Raw genomic sequence first — 21,802 nt, 5'->3', positions numbered from 1 at the left:
AGTAACTTGGACCAGTGTTGATCATTTAGCATTGTTCGAGGCATAGCGAGTGTAAAATTGGGTTTGGCGATTTAATTTTACTATCTCGCTATTTTTTTAATCAACAAATGTCAACAGACCCTAATTTGTTTCCATTTACGTGCCATGCTCGGAATTATTTGTGCTTTGGCATCCGTAATGCCGAGTGGCTGTAGGAAGTAGCTGTCTTGATCGACATAGCGATGTTTTGCTCGATCATGCCCTTGCTGCTCCGTAGGATTTTTCCCTAAAGCAGGCTGCTTTTTGCTAATGCTTAGCATCGCTTTCTTTTTATTTTTTTGAGCTGAATTTCTTCATCCAAGGTCATCAGGTTAGCTTGCTTACAACAACTCAATAAACTTTCGACTTGTTGATATGCGGATGCGATTGGATAGTTTTTGGTGATGTCTTGGGTTTTGTAACGATATAAACAGCTGAGAAATGACTCACCTTGCAGCGAAATGACTCGCAAGGTCATTTTTTCTAATTGCTCTAATTCACCTTTATACTGACTCAAGATCATGCGATCAAAACGCTGTGTTTCAATGGCTTGCTGAAAGGCTGCTAAAAATTGCTGCTCTTGCGTAGAGGGAGAAGCCAAAGATGACATAATATAAACCTAGATAAATTTGCAAAACAATTTTAAATCTTCTTACACCAAAAGCAAAATTGAATTACTATACACATGTATATTTAAATTATTATAAAAGATACGTTATGAATGCTCCCCATCTTTTAGCTTATGACCCAGCTGAAGAAAGACTGAATTTCTATACCCATGCTTTCGGTGCGGCTTTGTCTGCCATCGCAGGTATCCTACTGATTTTAAAAGGCTCGTACCTTCCAACTGGACAATGGCTTGCACTTTGGGTGTATGCATTCAGTATGCTGTTATTGTTTTCAGCATCGAGTCTATATCACTTCGCAGAGTCTCCTGAGCGCCGTGGTTGGTACAAAAAACTCGACCATACCGCTATCTATTATTTAATTGCAGGTACTTACACCCCGTTTCTGGCAATCGCACTGCCTACCGCAAAAGCGCATTATTTACTCATTGCACTGTGGGTCATTGCCGCAATTGGAACACTATTCAAATTAATTTTCATTCATCGTTTTCAAAAGATTTCGTTGATTGCCTATTTGGTGATGGGATGGCTTGCGGTACTGGTAATGGATGATATGCAACGCTTTTTATCTGATCAAGCTTTAACCTACCTGATCATTGGCGGGCTATCTTATACAATCGGTGCATTGTTTTATGCCTTAAAAAAGGTAAGATATACACACGCTATCTGGCATATTTTTGTATTGATAGGTGCAGGATCACATTTCCTGTCGATTTATCTCTACGTGATATAACCCACTGACACTGCATTCTTTAGTGACCCTAATTCCGCAGTTCGTAAGTTGGTATTTCGTATTTTTTTAAGAAATTACGCCTTTTTTAAAAAGATTACGCTTTTAAAACTAAGTTCAATTATTTTTAGTAAGTGTAAGGTCCACCATGGCGTCTTCAAGTGCTGCTGCCACTGAACAGCAACCAGCAAATTCAAAATTCCGCGTACTTACAGCAAGTCTTGTAGGTACCACAATCGAGTTCTTCGATTTCTACATCTATGCAACTGCGGCTGTAATTATCTTCCCGCATCTGTTCTTCCCTGCAAGTACAGATCCAACAACCGCAACGATTCAATCTTTAGCAACGTTTGCGATTGCCTTTATTGCTCGCCCGATTGGTGCAGCATTCTTTGGCCATTTAGGTGACCGTATCGGTCGTAAAGCCACATTAGTTGCCGCTCTCCTCACCATGGGGATTTCTACAGTATGTATCGGCTTGCTTCCAACCTATGCTCAAATTGGTATCGCTGCTCCGCTCATGCTTGCACTTTGTCGCTTAGGTCAAGGTCTGGGTTTAGGTGGTGAATGGTCAGGTGCCGTGCTACTTGCAACTGAAAATGCGCCAGAAGGCAAACGTGCTTGGTATGGTATGTTCCCTCAATTGGGCGCGCCAATCGGCTTTATTCTTGCAACAGGCTCATTCTTGACCTTAGGTCACTTCATGTCTGAAGCTGAGTTTATGCAATGGGGTTGGCGTATTCCATTCATTGCAAGTGCGCTATTGGTTATCGTCGGTCTGTGGATTCGTTTAAAATTACATGAAACACCAGCGTTCCAAAAAGTATTGGATAAGCAAAAAGAAGTAAATATTCCATTTAAAGAAGTGATCACTAAGCACTGGGGGATGTTAATTCTCGGTACGATTGCTGCGATTTGTACATTCGTTGTGTTCTACTTAACCACAGTATTCGCTTTACAATGGGGTACAACCCAGCTTGGTTATACACGTGAAGAATTCTTAAAGCTTCAATTGGTTGCCACGCTTTGTTTTGCTGCCTTCATTCCACTTTCTGCAGTATTTGCTGAAAAATTTGGCCGTAAAACAACTTCGATTGCGGTGTGTGTTGTATCTGCATTGTTTGGCTTAGTCTTCTCAAGCATGCTTGAGTCTGGCAGTACTGCGATGGTGTTCTTATTCCTATGTATCGGTCTTGCGATCATGGGTTTAACCTATGGTCCAATTGGTACGGTATTGTCTGAAATCTTCCCAACGTCTGTACGTTACACAGGTTCAGCTTTAACCTTTAACATGGCTGGTATTTTTGGTGCATCTTTCGCGCCACTGATCGCAACTAAACTTGCAACTGGCTATGGTTTATATGCAGTAGGTTACTATCTCACTGCAGCATCAATCCTTTCATTGATCGCGTTCTTAATGATTCGCGAAACTAAAAATGATGATGTGAATAATCAGGTTTAATCTGCACATAATAAAAAAGCCAGCACCTATTGCTGGCTTTTTTATGTCTCAAATGGAGTCAATGAACTGATGAATACTCTGTAGTTGACAGCATTTTGATGTAATTCATGAAAGCAACTTAGATCCAACTAAGCAATACACCTTATCTGTTCCAAGACACGGTCATTCACTTAATTTCAAACAGCAAATGAATGGCAAGATTCAATTTTATTAACAAAACAAGGTTTGTAGCTCTACATCAAGAGGTACAGTCACCAAACGGTTAGTGATAATGAACGGTAGATTTTGATTAAACCAACTCGATAATATCAATGGTCGGTGGCACGAGAAAACGAAAAGGTACCCCAACCATCCCCGTACCAACAGTGACAAAGACATCTGCATTATCATGCTGATATAGCCCTTTTTTGTGGCCTAAAATGGACACTTTTTTCATTACATAATCAGTCAACCATGGCAGTTCTACTTGTCCGCCATGTGTATGACCCGACAACATCAATGGTCGTTCTGGCAGTTTAGGTACCATATCGACGGTATCTGGATTATGCGACAAAATGATCCAAGGCTTATCTTGTGGCAATTCTGGCAAATAGCGCATATCGGCTTTACCTGCCCATAAGTCCCCAACGCCTAATAAACGAAACTCATTAAACTCAACCACCTGCCCTTCGATATCCACCACATGATTACTTTCTAATGCATTTTTTAACAGCGCTTGAATAGGCGGACCGGGATATTGCTCATCATGATTACCATTCACCGAATAAATTGGAGCAATAATTTTTTTCAGTACAGCCAGTTCTTCAGCCAACTTATTTTCAGGCTCATAAGTCCAATCCCCTGCAACCACGACCAAATCAGGATTTTGTGCATTGATTTTATCGACGATCATTTTTAACTGACGTTCATGACCCGAAAATAAACCAATATGTAAATCACCAATTAAGGCAATGCGTACAGGCTTTAATAATTGTCGTGTTTCATGCAATTGATATTGGCATTTTTTCACCTGAATCATGTGCGGCTCGATAAATCGGGCATAGCACAAAAGCCCCGTAACAGCACCGACAAAAATCGCTTCATGTAGTGAATAATAGCCACTCCAGCCTGCATAAAAGCTAAAGAAGAATAAAGGGATAAGTAAATACGAAAGATAGAATGCCAACAAATGTACGAAGGCTTTAAACGGATGAATCGTTTCCGTGCGCGACTGACTTAACCAAGCTTGAGAAATTGCCCAAACGCCCAGCACAGCCAACCCGATATAAAAATACATCACTACGGAATCTAATTCCCACATACATTTGCTCTACAATTTGCCTAACGAGAAAACTCGGTCACTATATTTATCTTTTCACAGCTGACACTTATACTCAAATCAAATTTTTTAGTATGTCTAACAGTATGAACTCAGCTACACTGAAACAGCAAAATTTGTCCTTCATACACAACCACACTAAGGCGGTTTTGCTGAGTTGTAGCCTTGTTTTGACTTTATCTGCATGTAGTACCTTGCCTAAACAGCAAACTCAACCTGTGGAATATGCTTTTAATACCCCGACAGACGATACTAGCCTTGCGAAAATTGTGCTGCCGCTACGTGAACAAAATCCCAACTTAACCGGTTACCACGTTCTGTATGACCCATTAGAAGCCTTAGCAGCTCGAATCGAGCTAATCAATAAGGCCGAAAAAAGTTTAGATCTACAATACTATATTTGGGATAACGACAAAATTGGTGCTTTGGCCCTACATGCCATGATCAAAGCTGCAGATCGTGGGGTGAAAATTCGTTTATTGGTCGATGACAACAATGCAAAAAAAATGGAAGGCATTTATATGGCACTCGACCAGCATGCCAATATTGATGTCAAACTGTATAACCCATACCGCTTCCGACATTTCCGCCCTGTCGATATGGTGCTGGATCTAAAACGCATCAACCGCCGTATGCACAACAAAAGCTTTATTGCAGACAATCAAATTGCTCTGATTGGTGGTCGCAATATGAGTAACCAATACTATAACGTCAGTGATAATTATCAATTTTCCGATGTCGACGTCATGTTGGTCGGTGCGGCATCCGATGAAATCATCCATTCTTTTGACGAATATTGGAATGATGATTATGCCTTTCCAGTACGTCAATTGGTCAATCCACGCCACTATAGTTTGCGCTTCGACAGTCTCAAACAACAACTCGATGACTATAACCAAGAAGCCACTGTGGTCAATTATTTGGACTTAGCTAACCGTTCACATGCCTTTGATGACTGGCTCAACAATAAAATCCAATTTGACTGGGTCAAAGCCGAAGTCGTCAAAGACTCCCCGAGCAAAATCAAATCTAAAGCCAAAAAAGAAGAGCACCTTAACTTTCAGCTCCTCAACCGTTTAGATAAACCGGAACAAAGTGTCGATATCGTTTCAGCCTACTTTGTCCCAGAAAAAAAAGGGGCTGAACGCCTAAAAAACCTCAGTGCCGATGGCGTGAAAGTCAGAGTTTTGACCAACTCATTCCAGGCCAATGACGTGCCATTGGTTCATGCTTTTTATAGCAAATATCGCCAAGATCTATTGGAACACGACGTTCAACTCTATGAATTTCTCTCTAGACCTGATGCAGAAAACCTCAACACCAATACCAAAGAGTTGGCGGAAAAATCTAAAGTTAGTCTGAAAGGTTTAAGCCGTTCGAGTCTGCATGCCAAACTGATGGCAATTGATGAAAAACAAGTTTTTATTGGTTCATTTAACTTTGACCCTCGCTCAGCATATTTAAATACTGAAATTGGGGTATTACTGAATAGCCCACGTTTAGCCAAAGCCATCCACTACACCATGGATGAAAATTTGAGTAAATATGCCTATAAGTTGGTGCTCAATGCAGACCAACAAATCAATTGGAAAATTAAGCTATCAAATGGTCAAACGCGTATTTATCCACGTGAACCGAAAATCAAGTGGTGGCAAAAAGCAGGGGTGAAATTTATCTCTTGGTTGCCGCTCGAAGGCTTTATGTAAGGATTGTGCTGCAAAGGCATCCCCCTTGCAGCATGTATCATTAAATTATTTAGCTTCAACTGGAACTGGCGCTTTAAGAACTTTAGCTTGAAGTTCTGCCAATCCCTGATTCATTTTTTGCTGCACTTCTTGTGTCAGACTGTCAACAGTATGACCTGCCGAATCAATTGCGGGCAATGTCATGAGATGCGCAGTGACATTCGGCATTTCTAAGACATTTTTGACATGCCTATCAAAGCTAATGTCTCCGACGTAGGGCGCAATATTATCGAGTTCACCGTCCTGATTCACATAGCAAATTAAGCAAATTTGGACTGGACGTTCGGCTTCAATCGCCGCACCTAAAATACGACCATGAATTTTTTTAATTTTGCTGCCATCTGAAGTGGTGGCTTCTGGGAAAAAGAGTACCGGCGTATCTTGTTTTAAGAAGCCCGTAATTTGTTCTTTAATTTTAATCGAGTCGCCAGAGCCACGCTTAATAAATAACGTGCCACCGCCTTTCGCCAAATTACCCAGCACTGGCCATTTTTCAATCTCAGCTTTCGCCAAAAAGAAAACACGTGCGCCAGAACCCAAAACTGCCACATCTAACCATGAAATATGATTACTTACCCAAAGGGCTGGTTGACGTGGAATTTCGCCATGCACTTTGACTTCAAGATTAAATACTTTGCATAACTTGCGACAAAAATACTGCACATAGCGGGTATTTTGCGGGTTATTCGGGTCTTTATACAATTGATGACGATAAACCAAATAAAAACCCTGCGTCACGGCAACAGCTGCTGCACCGACTTTTTTACAATACAAATAAAATTTTGAAAACACATTAATTTGCGGTGTATTGACGATTTGAGGTTGATTCATAAATGGTTCACTAAAAGGACACGGTGCCACAATTTGGCGTAAATTTTCATCATCATATACCGAAGACAGTTTTTTTGCATTGATCATAAAAACCGAAGTCGAAGATAATATTTTCCCATTTTAATCGTTTTTAAAAATCAAATATTATTTTTATATCGGTTTTAAAGGTTAAAATTATGAATCATTCATATTCAGACAATCCCCCTATTTCTTCATGGCAAGCGTTAAAAGCCATTGCTGGTTTTTCATTGATATATGTGAGTGTGCTTTTCTTATTGGCGCTGAGCTTTCGAAGCTTTCTCTAATTGAATAGCACAACATACAGAACTTAGCCATTAATCCCTCACTTAGATTAACCCTCGCACTGCATTTTCGCCTAAAATGAATCTTTAAACAGGAGTGTGTGCTGAGTGGAAAATTTAAATCAACATCAAGCGAGCGGTGAACGCGTAATTTTAGTCAGTGTGGCAGTACAAATGCTTGCAGACCTTGATGCCGAAGAATTCCACTTACTTGCTCAATCTGCAGGTGCCAATATTTTGCAACATGTGCATGCTCAGCGTATTAAGCCTGATGCCAAATTATTTATCGGCTCAGGGAAAGCTGAAGAAATTGCAGAAGTAGTCGCAGAATATGAAGCCGAATTGGTCATCTTTGACCATGCCCTCACCCCTGCCCAAGCACGTAATCTTGAACGCATCATGCGTTGTCGTGTGGTCGATCGTACAGAATTAATTTTAGATATTTTTGCCCAACGCGCACGTACCTATGAAGGTAAGTTGCAAGTTGAATTGGCCCAATTACAACATATGGCTTCACGACTGATTCGTAGTCGTGGCGATCTCGATAGCCAAAAAGGTGGGATCGGCCTACGTGGACCGGGTGAAACGCTGCTGGAAACCGACCGTCGTCTACTCAAGCTCCGTATGGGACAACTCAAAGCGAAACTTGAGAAAGTCCGTCAAACACGTATGCAAGGTCGTGTGGCACGTCAAAAAGCCGCTGTTCCAACTGTGTCATTGGTGGGTTATACCAATGCGGGTAAATCGACCTTATTTAATAATTTAGCGAAAAGTGATGTCTATGCAGCAGACCAACTGTTTGCGACACTTGACCCAACTTTACGCCGTCTACATTGGGATGGTATCGGCAACTTAGTTCTCGCAGATACTGTAGGTTTTGTGCGTAATTTATCGCACTCACTGGTCGAGTCGTTTAAAGCCACCTTAGAAGAAACGTTGGAGGCGACCTTATTGTTACATGTCATTGACTCCAGCAGTCCTGACATGATGGAACAAATCGAGGCTGTCGAAAAAGTACTGAAAGAAATTGGTGTCGATGTTCCGATTCTGCGCGTTTATAACAAAATTGATGTCAGTGGCGAAGATCCTAAAATCATCTATGGCAAGCCACATCAGCCGGAACGTGTCTATGTCTCAGCACATAGTGGTAAAGGTCTTCCCTTATTACGCCAAGCGGTTCAAGAATGCTTGATGGGCCAAATTCAAAGCTTTGAAGTCCGTCTAAAACCGGCTTATGGCAAATTAAGAACACAACTGTATGCGCTCAATGTGATCCAAAATGAAAGTTATGATGAACAAGGCAACTTAATTTTGCACGTCATCATTGCCCCGCATAAGTTAGAACAACTGATTAAACAGGCGCATTTACCCATCAAAGAAATTTTGGGAACGCGTGCGCAACAATTCCAACGTCCACTTGAAGAATTTGAAATTAAAGACTAAATCGGTTAAAACTTGATTAGTATAATTTTAACGAAAGACAAAAATGGACTGGATCAAGCGTATCGACTGGAAAGCCTGGATAGGCACTATTGCATTAATTATTATTTTCCGCGAAGGCGCGGTCTGGGTCATGAAGCAATTCAATCACCCAGAATTAGGCAATCTAGTCGGTTTGATTGCCCTCTTGATCGTGCTTTCATTTTGGAGAAAATTCAACAAAATTCCAGCCAGCTTGGTCGATACCAATAATAAAATCATGAAAGAAAGTGCCTTTGCCTTCTTACCCATTAGTGCAGGCTCATTGCTGATGATGATGCATTTAGGTGATGAAATTCCAATGTTTTTGATTGTTCTCTTTGTCAGCACCCTCATACCGCTGTGGGTCTACGCAAAAATGTCTAAGAAATGGCTATAAGGAAAATCAATATGCTTTCAATCATCTCTGGATTCATCATTACCCTGATCGCCTATCTTGTCGCAAAACCCATTAATAAAAAATTACCGCAAATCCCCGTGATTGTGATTGGGATGTTTTTCGTCATTGGTATGCTCTATCTTTTTGGCATTTCCTATGAAAGTTATATGGCACAGGTGAATCCACTGTTCAATAACTTACTCGGCTATGTCACAGTGGCCTTGGCCATTCCTTTAGCAGCGATGCGCTACGATGACTTGCCATTAAAAGCCGTGGGCGGGATTTTAGTCTTTGCCAGTATCAGTGCCGTTGCCCTCCCTATGGGGCTGGCTTATTTATTGCATTTGTCAGATCCAACCATTATGGCTTTTGCTACACGGGCAGTAACGACTCCTATTGCCATCAATATTGCCACGCTGCTGCATTCCCCGATTCCTTTGGTGATTTTGATTGTGATTTTATCAGGGGTGATTGGCGCAGCATTTTCACCCATCATACTCAAAAATATTCATGATGAACGTGCATCAGGACTCGCCTTAGGACTTGCTGCACATGCGATTGGCACAGCTCAAGCTTGGCAGCGCGGCAGCATTGCTGGGCGCTATGCGGCATTTGGCATGGCGGTAAATGCCGTATTCACAGCAATCTGGTTGCCAACTTTCATACTCTATCTACAAAATATGTGACTGAGCAATCACTTTTAAATGATTGTTTTGTATAAAAAATAAACTTAATATAAATTCAAGGGTACACCACAACACATTGAACGATGTGCTGTGGATGTTACATTTTTGGTAAAGGCACTTTTGTGCAACATGTCAACTTTCCCGAATAAAATGTAAATATTTACGCTTAGAGTAGTTGCTCTAAGTTCAAATATTACCTAGTATGATCAATAAACCCTCACAAAGTGTATTGATAAAGGATTATTAATATGATCGAAAAAAGTTTGAAATGGGCTGCATTATTCGGTGCTGTAGTTACAAGCTCCGCACTCTATGCTCAAGATCTTACAGGGACTTGGCAACAAATTGACGATAAAACTGGTTCGCCTAAAGCACTGATCGAAATTCGAAAAGATGCCAAAGACACCTATACCGGCAAAATTGTGAAAGTGACGCCACGTCCGGGTTATACACCAAAGGAAAAATGTGTGAATTGCCCTGCACCTTATACCAACCAGCCTATTTTAGGGATGGATGTATTTAAGGGGCTGAAACTTGAAAGTGAAAATACCTACTCTCAAGGAAAAATTATTGATCCTTTAGCAGGCAAAATTTACAGCTTAAAAGGCAAAATTTCTGCCAATGGTAAGCGCTTACATTTACGTGGATATCTGGGGATTTCCGCGATTGGTCGTACACAGACATGGATTCGCGTTGAATAAATTTTAAATTTATTCAGTAAATTGATTTGATATAGGTGAACCACCTACAGGGAATATCTGATGAAAAAATTAAAAGTGAGCCTCTTATTCTTAGCTGCTGTAATGAGTGGTTCAGCTTTTGCTCAAGACCTTTCAGGAACTTGGCAACAAATTGATGATAAAACAGGTTCACAAAAAGCCATTATTGAAATCCGTAAAGAAAGTAATGGCACATTCGTGGGTAAAATCATCAAAGTGACGCCGCGTCCGGGCTATACACCACGCGACACCTGCGTAAACTGCCCTGCACCCTACAAAAACAAGCCAATCTTAGGCCTTGATATCTTAACAGGTTTAAAACATATTGAAGGCACTAATAACTACGACAAAGGCCGTATTATTGACCCTCTTTCAGGCAAAGTTTACGACACAAAAATCCGTTTAAATGCCAGTGGGAAACGCCTAACTTTACGGGGTTATATGGGTGTTTCTGCACTTGGTCGTAGCCAAACTTGGATTCGCCAAGAGTAACCTCAAATAAGTAAAAAAACCGCCGACATGGCGGTTTTTCTTATTCCGAATATCTTCAAATTATTTTTAAATTAAAGTTGACTATTCTCATAAACTTTCTAACATACGTGCTCATAAATCATGCTTCTCGGGGACAAGCGATCATGTTTAAAAAAATATTATTCAGCCTATGTACATTGGGTATGATGAATGGTGCATTTGCAAATGACATTACTGGCACGTGGCAACAAATTGACGATAAAACAGGAGCGGCCAAAGCGATTATTTCGATTCACAAAGAATCCAATAATACCTATACCGGTAAAATTATTAAAATTACACCACGTCCTGGCTATACACCGCAAAAAAACTGTAATAAGTGCCCTGCGCCTTATACCAACCAACCGATTCTCGGCATGGAAATTGTTAAAGGTTTAAAGCAAATTAATAATACAAATAATTATGAAAAAGGTCGTATTATCGACCCTCTTTCTGGCAAAGTTTATGATGCTAAAGTGCGCTTAAACAGCACAGGAAAACGTATTTCGATCCGTGCAAGTATTGGCGTTTCAGTCTTAGGTCGTAACCAAACTTGGATTCGTTTAGACTAATCCTCACACCAATAAAAAGCCGCATCAATGCGGCTTTTTTATTTTTAAATACTTACATTACAGGATTATCGACAGCAAACATGTGCTGATCTTCTAAACGATAGGCCATCAACTGATTGCCCCAGACACATCCGCCATCCACATTTTGGATTTTTGCTGAAATGCTTTTTCCTTGTAAAGCAGCCCAATGACCAAAAAGAATTTGATGGGTCTGAGCTGCTTGTGACTCAAACTCAAACCATGGCTTAAAACCCTTCGGCATAGGGTCATCGAGTGAATCTTTAAAACTGAACTCTAATCGACCTTCTGCATCGGTTAAGCGCATGCGGGTCAAATAGTTGGTAATACAGCGTAAGCGCGCATGACCAGACAAATCATCCGACCATAGGTTCGGCTCTTTACCGTACATCACTTGAAGAAACGCATCGACCACATCAAAGTCGTCATGACCAATCACCGCTTCCACTTCCTTTGCCAAGTCTGCGGTTTGCTGCGCAGTCCAATTCAAAGGAATACCCGCATGAGTCAAAATGGTTTGCTCATTCGGAAATAGACACAGCGGCTGCTTGCGTAACCAATCGATCAAATCATCACTTTCTAAAGCGTGAATCACATCATCGATATTGTCTTTAGGATTGATATCCTTAATACCGCGAGCGCATGCCAGCAAAGTCAGATCATGATTGCCCAGTACCGTCGCCGCAACTTCACTATCCACTAATTTTTTGATGAACCGCAAAGCGCCTACCGAGTTTTCACCCCGTGCGACGAGATCACCGGCAAACCATATAAAATCTTGGTCTGCATCAAACTTAATCTCTTTCAGTAAAGCTTTTAATGCTTCAAAACAGCCTTGAACATCACCAATGACATAGTTATAGCGAATATTGCGAGTCATAATTATTTAAGCCACCATTTGATCTGCTAATGCGACAAATTCTGCAAGTGTTAGGGTTTCTGGACGCGCCATTGGATCAACCCCTGCATTTTCAAAACCATCTTCAACCAACATGCCTTTTAAGCTGTTACGCAAGGTCTTGCGGCGCTGAGTAAAGACATGTGAAACTAAACGCGCAAGCGCTTTTTCATCTTTCGCCATAATCGGTTTAACGGCATAAGGCTCTAAACGGAATACCGCAGAGGTGACTTTTGGCGGCGGATTAAATGAGCCCGGTGGCACTTCAAATAAAAACGTCGGTTTGCAGAAATATTGAATCATCACCGATAAACGACCATATTCTTTAGTATTCGGTGAAGCGGTAATACGGTCCACGACTTCTTTTTGCAGCATGAAGTGCATGTCTTTGACTTTGTCGCCAAACTCCAAGAGATGAAACAGCAGCGGAGTCGAGATGTTATACGGCAAGTTGCCAACCACGCGCAGAGGACGGCCTTCGGCAAACAGCTCGGTAAAGTCATATTTCAGCGCGTCGGTTTCAACAATGGTCAAGCGCTCAGGATGCGGCACACGGCCCGGCAAACCTGCAGCTAAGTCACGGTCCAGCTCAACCACAGTTAGAGCATCACATTCACCAATTAAAGGCGATGTAAGCGCGGCAAGACCGGGACCAATTTCGACAATATTGTCACCAGTACGCGGATTTACCGAACGTACAATTTTGGCAATAACACGTTGATCATGTAAGAAATTCTGTCCAAACCGCTTACGCGTGTGATGCCCTTCATCTTTTGGGTTTAGGGCATTAATTTGATACATAAAATTCTCCGCATAGGTTTATTACAACGATTACTGACTTGATTCAAATTCACTCAAGCGAGCAAAAATTTCTTCGGACTTGGTCACATTATCCCGAGCCGCTTTAATTACACTGAGCAATGGCTCTTTTTGTTTCAACAAAGTCATTGTTTCAGATTTCATCATTTCTTCAGTTTCAGCCTGAATGGAGAGCAAACTTTCGCGCATTTCAGCATTGTTTACGCGCTCTACACCCAGTTCAGGATTACCATTCAGTTGAGCCTTCAAATAAATATTGAAAGTTTCAAAATCTGCTAAAAAGTCATCTAAATCGTCTGGATGAATAGAATTCACATCAGTTAAATTCAGCAAAGAATCCAACAGTCGTCCCGCAATAAAGACTTGATTTTTAGCAATAATCGCTTGCATTGCTGAATTGTTTGCTCTAGCCATCATATCAGCCAGAAGGTTATATTCAGCTTGAATACCTGGAATGGTTTCACTTACAAGAATTTGATATTCATATAGCGCATTCAGGCTATTTTGATGCTGTACAAGCAGATCAATATTAGCATTGATTGCCTGCCCATCTTGAAGCATTTTATCAGCACCGCCACGATTCGCATATTTTTTATGCATCGCGGTCAGCGCTTGATTAAATTTTTGCTGATTATGTTTAAAGCCATCCACGGCAGCCGGTGATGCAAAACGTATAAATCCTTCCGTCTGTTTTGGAATTTGCAGCGATAATACTTTTAAGTCACAAGAATGATGATCTGTAGCGAGCGTTGAACATGCTGACAGCATCAACGCTAACGCAATCCCAAAAAATGGGCGAATGATCGATTTCGCCCTAAGCATCTTGTTATTTTCCTGTTTTATTTTTGATAATTTTTTACTATTATTCATATAAAATTCAAACCTTTATTATTAAGTTTCGTTATTTTTCGCACGTGCTAATTCTAAAGCTAAATCGACCGCCACCTGTAAACTCGAACTTTTAGCAAGACCAGTTCCAGCCAGTGACAGTGCTGTGCCGTGATCCACTGAAGTCCGAATAAACGGTAAGCCCAAAGTGATATTGATGGCTTCGCCAAAGCCCTGCGACTTTAACACAGGTAAGCCCTGATCGTGATACATCGCCAAAACCGCATCGGCATCTTTTAAATTTTCAGGGGTAAATAAGGTATCAGCAGGTAAGCTCAGGCTCATATTCACCCCTTGAGCGCGATAACGCTCTAGTACCGGATTGATCACTTCAATCTCCTCCATGCCCAAATAGCCATCTTCACCCGCATGCGGATTTAAACCGCAGACTAAAATATGCGGATGATCTTTTTTAAATTTGGTTTTTAAATCATGAATTACAATATCAATGACTTGATGCAAACGTTCTTGAGTAATGGCATCGGCTACATCACGAAGCGGTAAATGTGTAGTTGCCAATGCGACACGGAGCGTTTTGGTCGCAAGCATCATCACGACACGATCAACGCCTGCAAATTCTTGATAAAACTCCGTATGTCCGCTGAAATGGATACCGGCATCATTAATAATCGACTTTTGCACAGGTGCAGTTGCAACACCTACACTTTTGCCAGACATCGCATAATCTGCAGAACGACGTAATTGTTCCAACACATAGGCTGCATTATTCACATCTAACTGACCTGCAATAACAGGTGTAGTTACAGGTACATGTTCCACATAAAGCTGACCTAGAGCTGCCGAACCCTCCTGCCCAACATAGTCAATCAGTTCAACTTCGAGCTTTAACTGTTGAGCACGCTTGAGCAGCAAATCTTTATCAATAAGAACCACAAGTGGCCTTTCATCTATTCGATTGGCTAAGCTCAAACAAATATCAGGTCCGATACCTGCGGGTTCACCGCTCGTGATATATAAAGGCAGCATGGGTCTATCCTGTGTGTGCAATAGCATTATTATACTGTGTGATGCACATGACAGACCTAATTTTATTGACTAAAAATATCGGACTAAAACTCAAAAATAACCGCGTTGTGCGACATTGTATGGAATGAAATCGAAAGCAAAACCTGAAATGCCAATGATCCAAATCAGTGCAATAAGAATTACAATGCCGCGCTGAACGGTCGGTACATGCTGCGGGTAGTTCGTTATCAGCCAAAAAACATACCGCCCACAAGCAATAATCCAATCAACAGATAAACCAATAAATAACTAAGGAAAAATAAAGTGAGCATCATTAACAAAACGATGATTGCGCCATCCGCCCCATGCAAAGACACCAAATACAAAAAAGTTGGGCTTAAAATCAAGGTGCTACATAAGCCCATTAAATACCACCAATGTCGCCAAAATAAGGGGTCAGGTGTGGTTTTTAACAGATTAGAATTCGACATGATTTACATTCACCCGCTTTTTTTATAATTTCTGGATTATCTGCTGTTTATTGCTGAAGAAATATACTACAATACAGCGCTTGAAATTTTATATTTTCATTTGTGATTCTTCACGTATTCGTATAGAATCGCGTCTCCTTTTGTTTGGACAGCTTCCATAGTCCAAACCAACTATAATAGGTAGTGGTTTAATGAAAACTCTCAGCGCTAAGCCAGCTGAAGTTCAACACGACTGGTACGTTGTTGATGCTTCTGGCAAAACTTTAGGTCGCCTTGCGACTGAAATCGCTCGTCGTTTACGCGGTAAGCACAAAACTTCTTATACTCCTCACGTTGACACTGGTGACTACATCGTTGTTATCAATGCTGAGCAAGTTCAAGTGACTGGTAAAAAATCACTTGATAAGAAATATTATCGCCACACTGGTTTCCCTGGTGGTATTCGTGAAACTAATTTCGAAAAATTAGTTGCTCACAAACCAGAAGAAATCTTCGAACGTGCTGTAAAAGGCATGTTGCCAAAAGGTCCTCTTGGTTATGCAATGATCAAGAAAATGAAAGTGTACGCTGGTACTGAGCATCCACATACTGCTCAACAGCCACAAGTTTTGGACATCTAAGGGATACAGCACATGGCTACTAACTATGGTACAGGTCGCCGTAAGACCGCAACTGCACGTGTTTTCCTATCAGCTGGTACTGGTAAACTCGTAATCAACAACCGTTCTTTAGAACAATATTTCGGTCGTGAAACTGCTCGTATGGTTGTTAACCAACCACTTGAGCTTTTAGAAGCTACTGAGAAATATGACCTTTACATCACTGTTGCTGGTGGTGGTATCGGTGGTCAAGCAGGCGCTATCCGTCACGGTATTACTCGTGCATTGATCGCTTCTGACGAAACTCTTAAACCTGCTCTTCGTCAAGCTGGTTTCGTTACTCGTGATGCTCGTGAAGTTGAACGTAAGAAACTTGGTTTACGTAAAGCTCGTAAACGTCCTCAATTCTCTAAACGTTAATTCGTTTACCGAATCGGACAAAAAACCTTGGCTTATGCCAAGGTTTTTTTATATCTTGATTTTTATGAAGATGATGCAAATAGAATAACGATCCGATAAACAAAAAGACTAAAACTCGCAATTAAGCATATAACCGACAATATTAGTGTAATTGTACAGATGGTCATTTTGCTTTTTTGTTCTAGGATATCATCCTCTGCTCCATAATCAGAGGCATAACCTCCAGCGAGTGCCGTATAAAAGCCAATGCCCATAAAAATAACTGCAGCAAAAAATAATATTTTTTGTACAAGTGCAATGGTCATCATGCGGTGACGATCAGGTAAATGAATGACATGAAAAGCTATCAGATAAAATCAAATAAAACAAAACTGTAATTTTCACTGTAGCTGCATTGATATTGCTAAAGTCTCCGTGATTTTACTGTCTAATTTTAGTATCCTATCTTATTCATTTCTCATCGTCTCGGATTATGTCAGTCGAAAATGCACCTCTTCAAGGGATTACGCTTTACAGTCATGCGGATGACTTTCGCTCACACTGGATACGCTATGTACTTGCAGAGAAGCAAATCAAACATAATTTAATTATTGCTGATGATGAAGACGAAGATCTTGCAAGTTTAAATCCCTACAATCAACTTCCGATGATGATTGAAAATGGCCTAAAACTCTATAAAAGCAGTATTATTGCCGAATATCTGGATGACCGATATCGTCAAAATAAACTGTATGCAGATGCACCCATGCCTCGTGCAGAGCAACGTCAATATGTATGGCGCTTCGAACAAGATTGGTTAAGACTTGCCGATATTATGCTTCGCCATCCCGATACCCTCGATGAAAAAGCCAAACAAAAAGCACAAAAACAATTACGTGATACACTCATTTCACTAACCCCCTTGTTTCAGCATTATCCTTATTTTATGTCTGAACAATTTAGCATGTTAGACTGTATGCTCGCACCTGTATTTCTGCGCCTAAAAGCCATGGGGATTGAGCTTCCCAAACAGCAATGCCGCCCTATATTTCTCTATTGCCAACGCATCTTTAGCCGTCCTGCATTTATCAAATCGATGACATTGCAGGAAAAAAATCGCTATAGCGAGCTTTTAGCAAAAAATTAATTTCCCATAAATATTCGAGTAAGCATTATGTCTGAACAGGAACTACAACTCACTCCAACGCGTCCATACTTAACACGGGCACTTTATGAATGGATTTGTGACAATCAACTTACACCGTACCTACTTGTCGATGCGACACAGAATGGTACGATGGTACCAGTTCAATATATCCAAGATGGCCAAATTGTCCTGAATATTGCACCCCATGCAACGCATGCGCTGCATATGAGCAATGAGACGATTACTTTCTCTGCACGCTTTGGTGGCGTTTCGCAAAACCTCTATATCCCCTTTTCTGCTGTTCTAGGTATCTATGCACGTGAAAATGGTCAAGGCATGTTCTTCGATCCTCAAGAATATGAAGGTATTCAGAATGATCAAAATGCTTTAAAATCAAACGACCAAGAACAACAAGAGCAGCCGAAGAAAAAACCGGGTTTAAGGTTGCTCGATTAAAGAATAAGGAAGCGAATAATGGCTTTTGATTTAGTACAATATTTTGTCGAACAAATAGAATCTCAAAAGCCTATGCTTTTAAGTCATTTAAATCGTGAAGAAAAACGACAACATTTACGTGAAATTAATGCTTTAACCTTAGGTGAATTAATTCATCAGCTACGCATTAATGGCGAAAAGGTTTATCAAGAAATTACTCAGCCTGATGAACTCTATATTCAGGAAGTTTCACGCCATCTCACTACAAACCCTTCAAATGCATCAACATTAGAACGCTCTGAACTCGAAAACCTAACTACAGAAGTTTTTCATTTACAATTAAATGAATTAAAACAACTTCATGATACAGGCTCACATTCGCCACAAAGTATTCGAGAATTACTCAATGGACAAATTGAACATCTTTCTGGTCAAGCGGATGATTGGGTTTGGTCAACAAACAACCTAACAGAGCTCCTTGGTTCTAAACCAAATCTGCAAGAAGAGATATCATTAGAAGCATCAATGAAGGAGTTCAATCAAATGGTTAATCAACAACATACGCAAGATGACGTGACAACTGAAGTACAAGTACCAACTTGGTCAAAAATTGTAGAGCCTATCGTTGCAGTGGTGATTTTATGGATTCTAGCATCTGCAGCTTGTAATATTTTTGCTTAAGTGACTTCATTTTTCTAAATCAATGACCTGCTTTTTAAGCAGGTTTTTTTTAATCGAATATTCTAAATTACACGCCTTTAGATCACTTTTTGTTTTCTTTATGTAAATCAGTCAGCTTTAGTCTGCAAAAATCGAGTTTTATCACACCATTTACAAAATATTACATTTGAATTTTGGTAAATTTTATATCAAAAATAAAGTTTTAAAATACATAAAAAATATATATAGCAAATTAAATCACATTTTTTAAATCCTAAAACTTAACGCTATATTTAGAATATTATCCTTTTAAAGCAAAAAATTAATTTTATTGCAATGCCCCTTACGCTTCCTATAATTAAATTATGTAGTTAAAAACGCTAGTTAATTACCTAAATATCTACAAATAATAATCATGTATAACCTAAAAGAGGGGCATAAAAATGGCTAAAGTTTCATTAGAATCACTCACAACAATCGACGGTTTTCATGCAACGGCACTGGTAGACGGTGAAAGTGGCCTAGCTATGGCGACACAAGGCTGAGGAGATATTGATTTAGAGTTAGCAGCTGCTGGAAATACTGAAGTGGTTCGCTCCAAAAGACGTGTCGCTCAGTCACTCAACTTAGATGATCATATTGTCGATATTTTAATTACCTTAGGAAAACAGTATCACTTGATTCGTCCGCTGGAAAATAATGAATCCGTGTTCTTATATTTAGTACTTGATCGTGCCAAAGCAAACCTAGCCATGGCTCGACACGAATTAAAAACCTATGAAAAAAGTTTAGATTTTGCTTAATTTCACCCAACCCTCTTATACCAATAAGAGGGTTTTTTATTCCCAAAATGTTTTACAGGTTTGAATAAAATTAGTCGAGGAACACCATGAATAAGCAATATATCAATATCGGCATTGCAGGATTAAGTATTCATGATTCAGATCAACTCAAACATCAGCTTTACGCAATTTTTCCACAGCACTTTAATATCCAATGGAAAAGTGCATCTGATGTGAATCTAGATTGCTTATTTATTCATGAGCGTTTTTTTGACACCGAAGGAATTCAAAAAATATTAACACGCCGCGCTTTACCTTGGCTCAGGATCTCGAAAGACAACCAACAATCAGGGTGCGTCAGAAATAATACTCTGTTCCTTCCCGTTGATGACAATCAAGAGCTCAATCAATGGATTGATAAACATCTCGTCAGCCATAATAGCCTTAACGAATCCATAGAGCATGCACAAAAATGTCAAACTCAAAGCTTTAGCGATTTTAATTTGGAAGATGATTACTTCAAAAAAATGTATGCAGAAGATAATCATGAAAAATTGCACCTATATGATGATCTAGGCACAATAGCAGTAATTGATACCGCACAAAACATAGCTTGGCTCAACCTCGAGCGTCAACTACAACACACCGATGCTAGTTTTAAATATGATTTCGCATCAATTGAAGATATGACCCATGTAAGCCGAAAGCATCCAGTCATCCTTCAAGACTGGATATGGAATCTATTTTGGCAAACTCCGAATTTTTATCAAACAATTCCTGAAGATGGTCATTTTCGAATTTTAAGCTGGCCAAAACCTGCTGAACATTTATCTCATAAACAAATTTTTCAACTTTCTGCATGCTTTATCCAGGGCGCAAAGATATCAGCGATCGCAGAACAATATGATATACCCCTCAGCACCATTCGACAGTTCATTGCTGCGAATATGGCATCACTGAATATTAAAAAAATAAATCTTTGGGATAAACATTACAGGCCACCTGAAACGCATGAACCAACAGAAGAAAAGAACTTTGTGCAAAACTTCTTTCGTAAATTACGCCGTAAATTTGGATTTTAGAATAGGACATCAAACATGATTCTTCAGCAATATAAAATTGTCTTTGCTGGTTCTATGGGTGCTGGAAATACTGAAGCGATCCGTTCACTTTCTGATATCCCAGTTCTACTGACCGAGGCGTTTAATACAGATCAAACCAGCCATCAAAAACTTGAAACTACAGTAGGTATCGACTACGGAGAAGTGACCTTAGAAGATGGTTTAAAAATAGGTTTATATGGTACCCCTGGACAAAGTCGTTTTGATTTTATTTGGCCTGTGATTTGTCAAGGCGCAATCGGTGCAATTATTTTGATTGATCATAATGTTAATGATCCCTTAAGTGAACTCGAAAGCTACTTAGAAACCTTCCAAAACTATACAGATAACATAGCCATTGGAATTACCCATACAGACGAAATCACAAGTTCAACGAATACTGCTATCTACAAAGATTGGCTGATTAGTCAGGACTTATATTCGCCCCTATTCTTTATTGACTGTCGCAAAAAATCTGACGTTTTACTGCTACTTGAAGCTTTAATTACCTCAATCGAAGTAAATCACTACATTACCGCATAAGGAGCTATTAATGTTTAATGTCACAAAACGCACCGCTTCGAATGAGTTAATACAACATGCCCGTGAACAAATAAATAATATTATTAACAATGCACGAGGCGTTCATTTCATCATGGTGTGTTCAACAGATGGATTTGAGCTAACAAGTGTTTACAAACGTGGGCAATATAACAATAGCAAGTTAGCTGCGGTTAGCAGCTCTATCCTTGCAATGGTGTCAGCATTTATTAAAGAAATTCATTTGGTCGGTTGTCAAAATATAACCTTAGATGCCGAAAATGGAAAAGCGATACTTGCATCTGTTGCTGCACAAAATCATCCCATGATTATTGTGGCATTGACTGATAAGGACATTTTATTAGGCCAAGTCTTATATATGCTTAAAGCTGCAACGCAATCAATTATTTCAGCGGATCAATAAACTTTATAGAAATATAAAAGACTATTAAATTTATATTTGAGGCAGAAATATTCATTTATTCGTCACTTTAACTTATTCATTTTCCTATTCTATTCTTCTTTTCTTCTTTTCTTCTTTTACCTTTTTCCCGGTATAAAAAAACACCCCCTGCACTAGTCAGGGGGTGTTTCGAATAATGAGCTGGCGATGACTTACTCTCACATGGGTAACCCCACACTACCATCAGCGCTAAGAGGTTTCACTTCTGAGTTCGGGAAGG

The 21,802-nt window shown here is 40.0% G+C and carries 25 protein-coding genes and 2 pseudogenes; 18 read left to right on the top strand and 9 right to left on the bottom strand.

Annotated elements, in window-relative coordinates:
- Positions 1–122: 122 nt before the first annotated feature.
- Positions 123–628, bottom strand: a pseudogene (locus tag FTU64_RS15340) (methyltransferase); the annotation flags it as partial.
- Between the two features lie 107 nt (positions 629–735).
- Here FTU64_RS15340 and FTU64_RS15335 point away from each other — a divergent pair.
- Both FTU64_RS15335 and FTU64_RS15330 read left to right on the top strand, forming a co-directional pair.
- On the top strand, positions 736–1,377 hold the full coding sequence (locus FTU64_RS15335) for a hemolysin III family protein (protein ID WP_180011623.1): 642 nt from the start codon (positions 736–738) through the stop codon (positions 1,375–1,377).
- Positions 1,378–1,522: 145 nt separating this feature from the next.
- Positions 1,523–2,836, top strand: coding sequence for an MFS transporter (locus tag FTU64_RS15330; RefSeq protein ID WP_180060238.1), 1,314 nt, complete (start codon positions 1,523–1,525; stop codon positions 2,834–2,836).
- Between the two features lie 289 nt (positions 2,837–3,125).
- Here FTU64_RS15330 and FTU64_RS15325 read toward each other — a convergent pair whose 3' ends face one another.
- Positions 3,126–4,136 (bottom strand): metallophosphoesterase, encoded by a 1,011-nt coding sequence (locus tag FTU64_RS15325; RefSeq protein ID WP_180060236.1) that lies wholly within the window; start codon positions 4,134–4,136, stop codon positions 3,126–3,128.
- Positions 4,137–4,240: 104 nt separating this feature from the next.
- Between FTU64_RS15325 and FTU64_RS15320 the strand changes: the two genes are divergently transcribed.
- The gene (locus FTU64_RS15320) at positions 4,241–5,860 is read left to right on the top strand and encodes a phospholipase D family protein (RefSeq protein WP_306670018.1); all 1,620 of its coding nucleotides are present in this window, start codon (positions 4,241–4,243) and stop codon (positions 5,858–5,860) included.
- A gap of 45 nt (positions 5,861–5,905) precedes the next feature.
- On the opposite strand, the gene FTU64_RS15315 is transcribed toward FTU64_RS15320, so the two are convergent.
- Complete coding sequence (locus FTU64_RS15315) at positions 5,906–6,730, bottom strand: 1-acyl-sn-glycerol-3-phosphate acyltransferase (protein ID WP_180050341.1); 825 nt, start codon at positions 6,728–6,730, stop codon at positions 5,906–5,908.
- A 410-nt stretch (positions 6,731–7,140) separates the two neighbouring features.
- Here FTU64_RS15315 and hflX point away from each other — a divergent pair, with 410 nt between their 5' ends.
- The 6 genes from hflX to FTU64_RS15285 all read left to right on the top strand — a co-directional run bounded on the left by hflX (position 7,141) and on the right by FTU64_RS15285 (position 11,377).
- Positions 7,141–8,475, top strand: a complete 1,335-nt coding sequence (gene hflX / locus FTU64_RS15310) for a ribosome rescue GTPase HflX (protein ID WP_180060232.1) — start codon at positions 7,141–7,143, stop codon at positions 8,473–8,475.
- A gap of 43 nt (positions 8,476–8,518) precedes the next feature.
- Positions 8,519–8,890: a hypothetical protein gene (locus tag FTU64_RS15305; RefSeq protein WP_078194269.1), complete on the top strand. Its 372-nt coding sequence runs from the start codon at positions 8,519–8,521 to the stop codon at positions 8,888–8,890.
- A gap of 11 nt (positions 8,891–8,901) precedes the next feature.
- Positions 8,902–9,576: an LrgB family protein gene (locus FTU64_RS15300; protein WP_078190106.1), complete on the top strand. Its 675-nt coding sequence runs from the start codon at positions 8,902–8,904 to the stop codon at positions 9,574–9,576.
- Between the two features lie 248 nt (positions 9,577–9,824).
- Positions 9,825–10,277, top strand: coding sequence for a DUF2147 domain-containing protein (locus tag FTU64_RS15295; RefSeq protein WP_180024995.1), 453 nt, complete (start codon positions 9,825–9,827; stop codon positions 10,275–10,277).
- A gap of 60 nt (positions 10,278–10,337) precedes the next feature.
- Complete coding sequence (locus FTU64_RS15290; RefSeq protein WP_168379558.1) at positions 10,338–10,787, top strand: DUF2147 domain-containing protein; 450 nt, start codon at positions 10,338–10,340, stop codon at positions 10,785–10,787.
- 143 nt (positions 10,788–10,930) lie between these two features.
- Positions 10,931–11,377, top strand: a complete 447-nt coding sequence (locus tag FTU64_RS15285) for a DUF2147 domain-containing protein (protein ID WP_180060230.1) — start codon at positions 10,931–10,933, stop codon at positions 11,375–11,377.
- 52 nt (positions 11,378–11,429) lie between these two features.
- Here the strand turns inward: FTU64_RS15285 and FTU64_RS15280 are convergent, their stop codons facing one another.
- From FTU64_RS15280 to FTU64_RS15260, 5 genes are all read right to left on the bottom strand, one after another.
- Positions 11,430–12,275, bottom strand: a complete 846-nt coding sequence (locus tag FTU64_RS15280; protein ID WP_180060228.1) for a symmetrical bis(5'-nucleosyl)-tetraphosphatase — start codon at positions 12,273–12,275, stop codon at positions 11,430–11,432.
- 6 nt (positions 12,276–12,281) lie between these two features.
- The gene (rsmA, locus tag FTU64_RS15275; RefSeq protein WP_180011634.1) at positions 12,282–13,094 is read right to left on the bottom strand and encodes a 16S rRNA (adenine(1518)-N(6)/adenine(1519)-N(6))-dimethyltransferase RsmA; all 813 of its coding nucleotides are present in this window, start codon (positions 13,092–13,094) and stop codon (positions 12,282–12,284) included.
- Positions 13,095–13,124: 30 nt separating this feature from the next.
- Positions 13,125–13,934, bottom strand: coding sequence for a pilus assembly protein PilJ (locus FTU64_RS15270; RefSeq protein WP_180060226.1), 810 nt, complete (start codon positions 13,932–13,934; stop codon positions 13,125–13,127).
- Positions 13,935–14,003: 69 nt separating this feature from the next.
- The gene (gene pdxA / locus FTU64_RS15265; protein WP_111884997.1) at positions 14,004–14,987 is read right to left on the bottom strand and encodes a 4-hydroxythreonine-4-phosphate dehydrogenase PdxA; all 984 of its coding nucleotides are present in this window, start codon (positions 14,985–14,987) and stop codon (positions 14,004–14,006) included.
- A gap of 227 nt (positions 14,988–15,214) precedes the next feature.
- Positions 15,215–15,457, bottom strand: a complete 243-nt coding sequence (locus tag FTU64_RS15260) for a hypothetical protein (protein WP_180060224.1) — start codon at positions 15,455–15,457, stop codon at positions 15,215–15,217.
- Positions 15,458–15,648: 191 nt separating this feature from the next.
- On the opposite strand from FTU64_RS15260, the gene rplM reads away from it, so the two are divergent.
- Positions 15,649–16,077 (top strand): 50S ribosomal protein L13, encoded by a 429-nt coding sequence (gene rplM, locus FTU64_RS15255; RefSeq protein ID WP_004722943.1) that lies wholly within the window; start codon positions 15,649–15,651, stop codon positions 16,075–16,077.
- 12 nt (positions 16,078–16,089) lie between these two features.
- A complete protein-coding gene (gene rpsI / locus FTU64_RS15250; protein WP_078190115.1) occupies positions 16,090–16,476 on the top strand; it encodes a 30S ribosomal protein S9 in 387 nt (128 codons plus the stop codon).
- 62 nt (positions 16,477–16,538) lie between these two features.
- Here the strand turns inward: rpsI and FTU64_RS15245 are convergent, their stop codons facing one another.
- The gene (locus FTU64_RS15245) at positions 16,539–16,784 is read right to left on the bottom strand and encodes a hypothetical protein (RefSeq protein ID WP_180041720.1); all 246 of its coding nucleotides are present in this window, start codon (positions 16,782–16,784) and stop codon (positions 16,539–16,541) included.
- Positions 16,785–16,948: 164 nt separating this feature from the next.
- Between FTU64_RS15245 and FTU64_RS15240 the strand changes: the two genes are divergently transcribed.
- The 7 genes and pseudogenes from FTU64_RS15240 (at position 16,949) to FTU64_RS15210 (ending at position 21,543) form a co-directional block, all read left to right on the top strand.
- A complete protein-coding gene (locus FTU64_RS15240; protein ID WP_180005135.1) occupies positions 16,949–17,602 on the top strand; it encodes a glutathione S-transferase N-terminal domain-containing protein in 654 nt (217 codons plus the stop codon).
- 27 nt (positions 17,603–17,629) lie between these two features.
- Positions 17,630–18,058 (top strand): ClpXP protease specificity-enhancing factor, encoded by a 429-nt coding sequence (locus FTU64_RS15235; RefSeq protein WP_078194278.1) that lies wholly within the window; start codon positions 17,630–17,632, stop codon positions 18,056–18,058.
- 18 nt (positions 18,059–18,076) lie between these two features.
- Complete coding sequence (locus FTU64_RS15230; RefSeq protein WP_180060222.1) at positions 18,077–18,718, top strand: hypothetical protein; 642 nt, start codon at positions 18,077–18,079, stop codon at positions 18,716–18,718.
- A 422-nt stretch (positions 18,719–19,140) separates the two neighbouring features.
- Positions 19,141–19,500, top strand: a pseudogene (locus FTU64_RS15225) (roadblock/LC7 domain-containing protein).
- A gap of 86 nt (positions 19,501–19,586) precedes the next feature.
- The gene (locus FTU64_RS15220; RefSeq protein ID WP_180060220.1) at positions 19,587–20,561 is read left to right on the top strand and encodes a hypothetical protein; all 975 of its coding nucleotides are present in this window, start codon (positions 19,587–19,589) and stop codon (positions 20,559–20,561) included.
- 15 nt (positions 20,562–20,576) lie between these two features.
- Positions 20,577–21,122, top strand: coding sequence for an ATP/GTP-binding protein (locus FTU64_RS15215; RefSeq protein ID WP_180060218.1), 546 nt, complete (start codon positions 20,577–20,579; stop codon positions 21,120–21,122).
- 10 nt (positions 21,123–21,132) lie between these two features.
- Positions 21,133–21,543, top strand: a complete 411-nt coding sequence (locus tag FTU64_RS15210; RefSeq protein ID WP_078194283.1) for a hypothetical protein — start codon at positions 21,133–21,135, stop codon at positions 21,541–21,543.
- Positions 21,544–21,802: the final 259 nt, after the last annotated feature.

This window comes from Acinetobacter sp. YH12128 (genome assembly GCF_013418655.1).
GTDB classification, from domain to species: domain Bacteria; phylum Pseudomonadota; class Gammaproteobacteria; order Pseudomonadales; family Moraxellaceae; genus Acinetobacter; species Acinetobacter amyesii.
The sequence above is the reverse complement of the archived record's forward strand: the minus strand, read 5'-3'. Positions and strand labels throughout refer to the sequence as shown.

Coding starts and splice junctions, on each gene's coding strand:
- FTU64_RS15305 (WP_078194269.1), top strand. CDS start 8,519: ATGGACTGGATCAAGCGTATCGACTGGAAAGCCTGGATAGGCACTATT.
- FTU64_RS15240 (WP_180005135.1), top strand. CDS start 16,949: ATGTCAGTCGAAAATGCACCTCTTCAAGGGATTACGCTTTACAGTCAT.
- FTU64_RS15230 (WP_180060222.1), top strand. CDS start 18,077: ATGGCTTTTGATTTAGTACAATATTTTGTCGAACAAATAGAATCTCAA.
- FTU64_RS15215 (WP_180060218.1), top strand. CDS start 20,577: ATGATTCTTCAGCAATATAAAATTGTCTTTGCTGGTTCTATGGGTGCT.
- FTU64_RS15235 (WP_078194278.1), top strand. CDS start 17,630: ATGTCTGAACAGGAACTACAACTCACTCCAACGCGTCCATACTTAACA.
- FTU64_RS15290 (WP_168379558.1), top strand. CDS start 10,338: ATGAAAAAATTAAAAGTGAGCCTCTTATTCTTAGCTGCTGTAATGAGT.
- FTU64_RS15320 (WP_306670018.1), top strand. CDS start 4,241: ATGAACTCAGCTACACTGAAACAGCAAAATTTGTCCTTCATACACAAC.
- FTU64_RS15315 (WP_180050341.1), bottom strand. CDS start 6,730: ATGAATCAACCTCAAATCGTCAATACACCGCAAATTAATGTGTTTTCA.
- FTU64_RS15245 (WP_180041720.1), bottom strand. CDS start 16,784: ATGATGACCATTGCACTTGTACAAAAAATATTATTTTTTGCTGCAGTT.
- FTU64_RS15325 (WP_180060236.1), bottom strand. CDS start 4,136: ATGTGGGAATTAGATTCCGTAGTGATGTATTTTTATATCGGGTTGGCT.
- FTU64_RS15285 (WP_180060230.1), top strand. CDS start 10,931: ATGTTTAAAAAAATATTATTCAGCCTATGTACATTGGGTATGATGAAT.
- FTU64_RS15300 (WP_078190106.1), top strand. CDS start 8,902: ATGCTTTCAATCATCTCTGGATTCATCATTACCCTGATCGCCTATCTT.
- FTU64_RS15260 (WP_180060224.1), bottom strand. CDS start 15,457: ATGTCGAATTCTAATCTGTTAAAAACCACACCTGACCCCTTATTTTGG.
- FTU64_RS15335 (WP_180011623.1), top strand. CDS start 736: ATGAATGCTCCCCATCTTTTAGCTTATGACCCAGCTGAAGAAAGACTG.
- FTU64_RS15210 (WP_078194283.1), top strand. CDS start 21,133: ATGTTTAATGTCACAAAACGCACCGCTTCGAATGAGTTAATACAACAT.
- FTU64_RS15330 (WP_180060238.1), top strand. CDS start 1,523: ATGGCGTCTTCAAGTGCTGCTGCCACTGAACAGCAACCAGCAAATTCA.
- FTU64_RS15295 (WP_180024995.1), top strand. CDS start 9,825: ATGATCGAAAAAAGTTTGAAATGGGCTGCATTATTCGGTGCTGTAGTT.
- FTU64_RS15220 (WP_180060220.1), top strand. CDS start 19,587: ATGAATAAGCAATATATCAATATCGGCATTGCAGGATTAAGTATTCAT.
- pdxA (WP_111884997.1), bottom strand. CDS start 14,987: ATGCTGCCTTTATATATCACGAGCGGTGAACCCGCAGGTATCGGACCT.
- rsmA (WP_180011634.1), bottom strand. CDS start 13,094: ATGTATCAAATTAATGCCCTAAACCCAAAAGATGAAGGGCATCACACG.
- FTU64_RS15270 (WP_180060226.1), bottom strand. CDS start 13,934: ATGCTTAGGGCGAAATCGATCATTCGCCCATTTTTTGGGATTGCGTTA.
- rplM (WP_004722943.1), top strand. CDS start 15,649: ATGAAAACTCTCAGCGCTAAGCCAGCTGAAGTTCAACACGACTGGTAC.
- FTU64_RS15280 (WP_180060228.1), bottom strand. CDS start 12,275: ATGACTCGCAATATTCGCTATAACTATGTCATTGGTGATGTTCAAGGC.
- rpsI (WP_078190115.1), top strand. CDS start 16,090: ATGGCTACTAACTATGGTACAGGTCGCCGTAAGACCGCAACTGCACGT.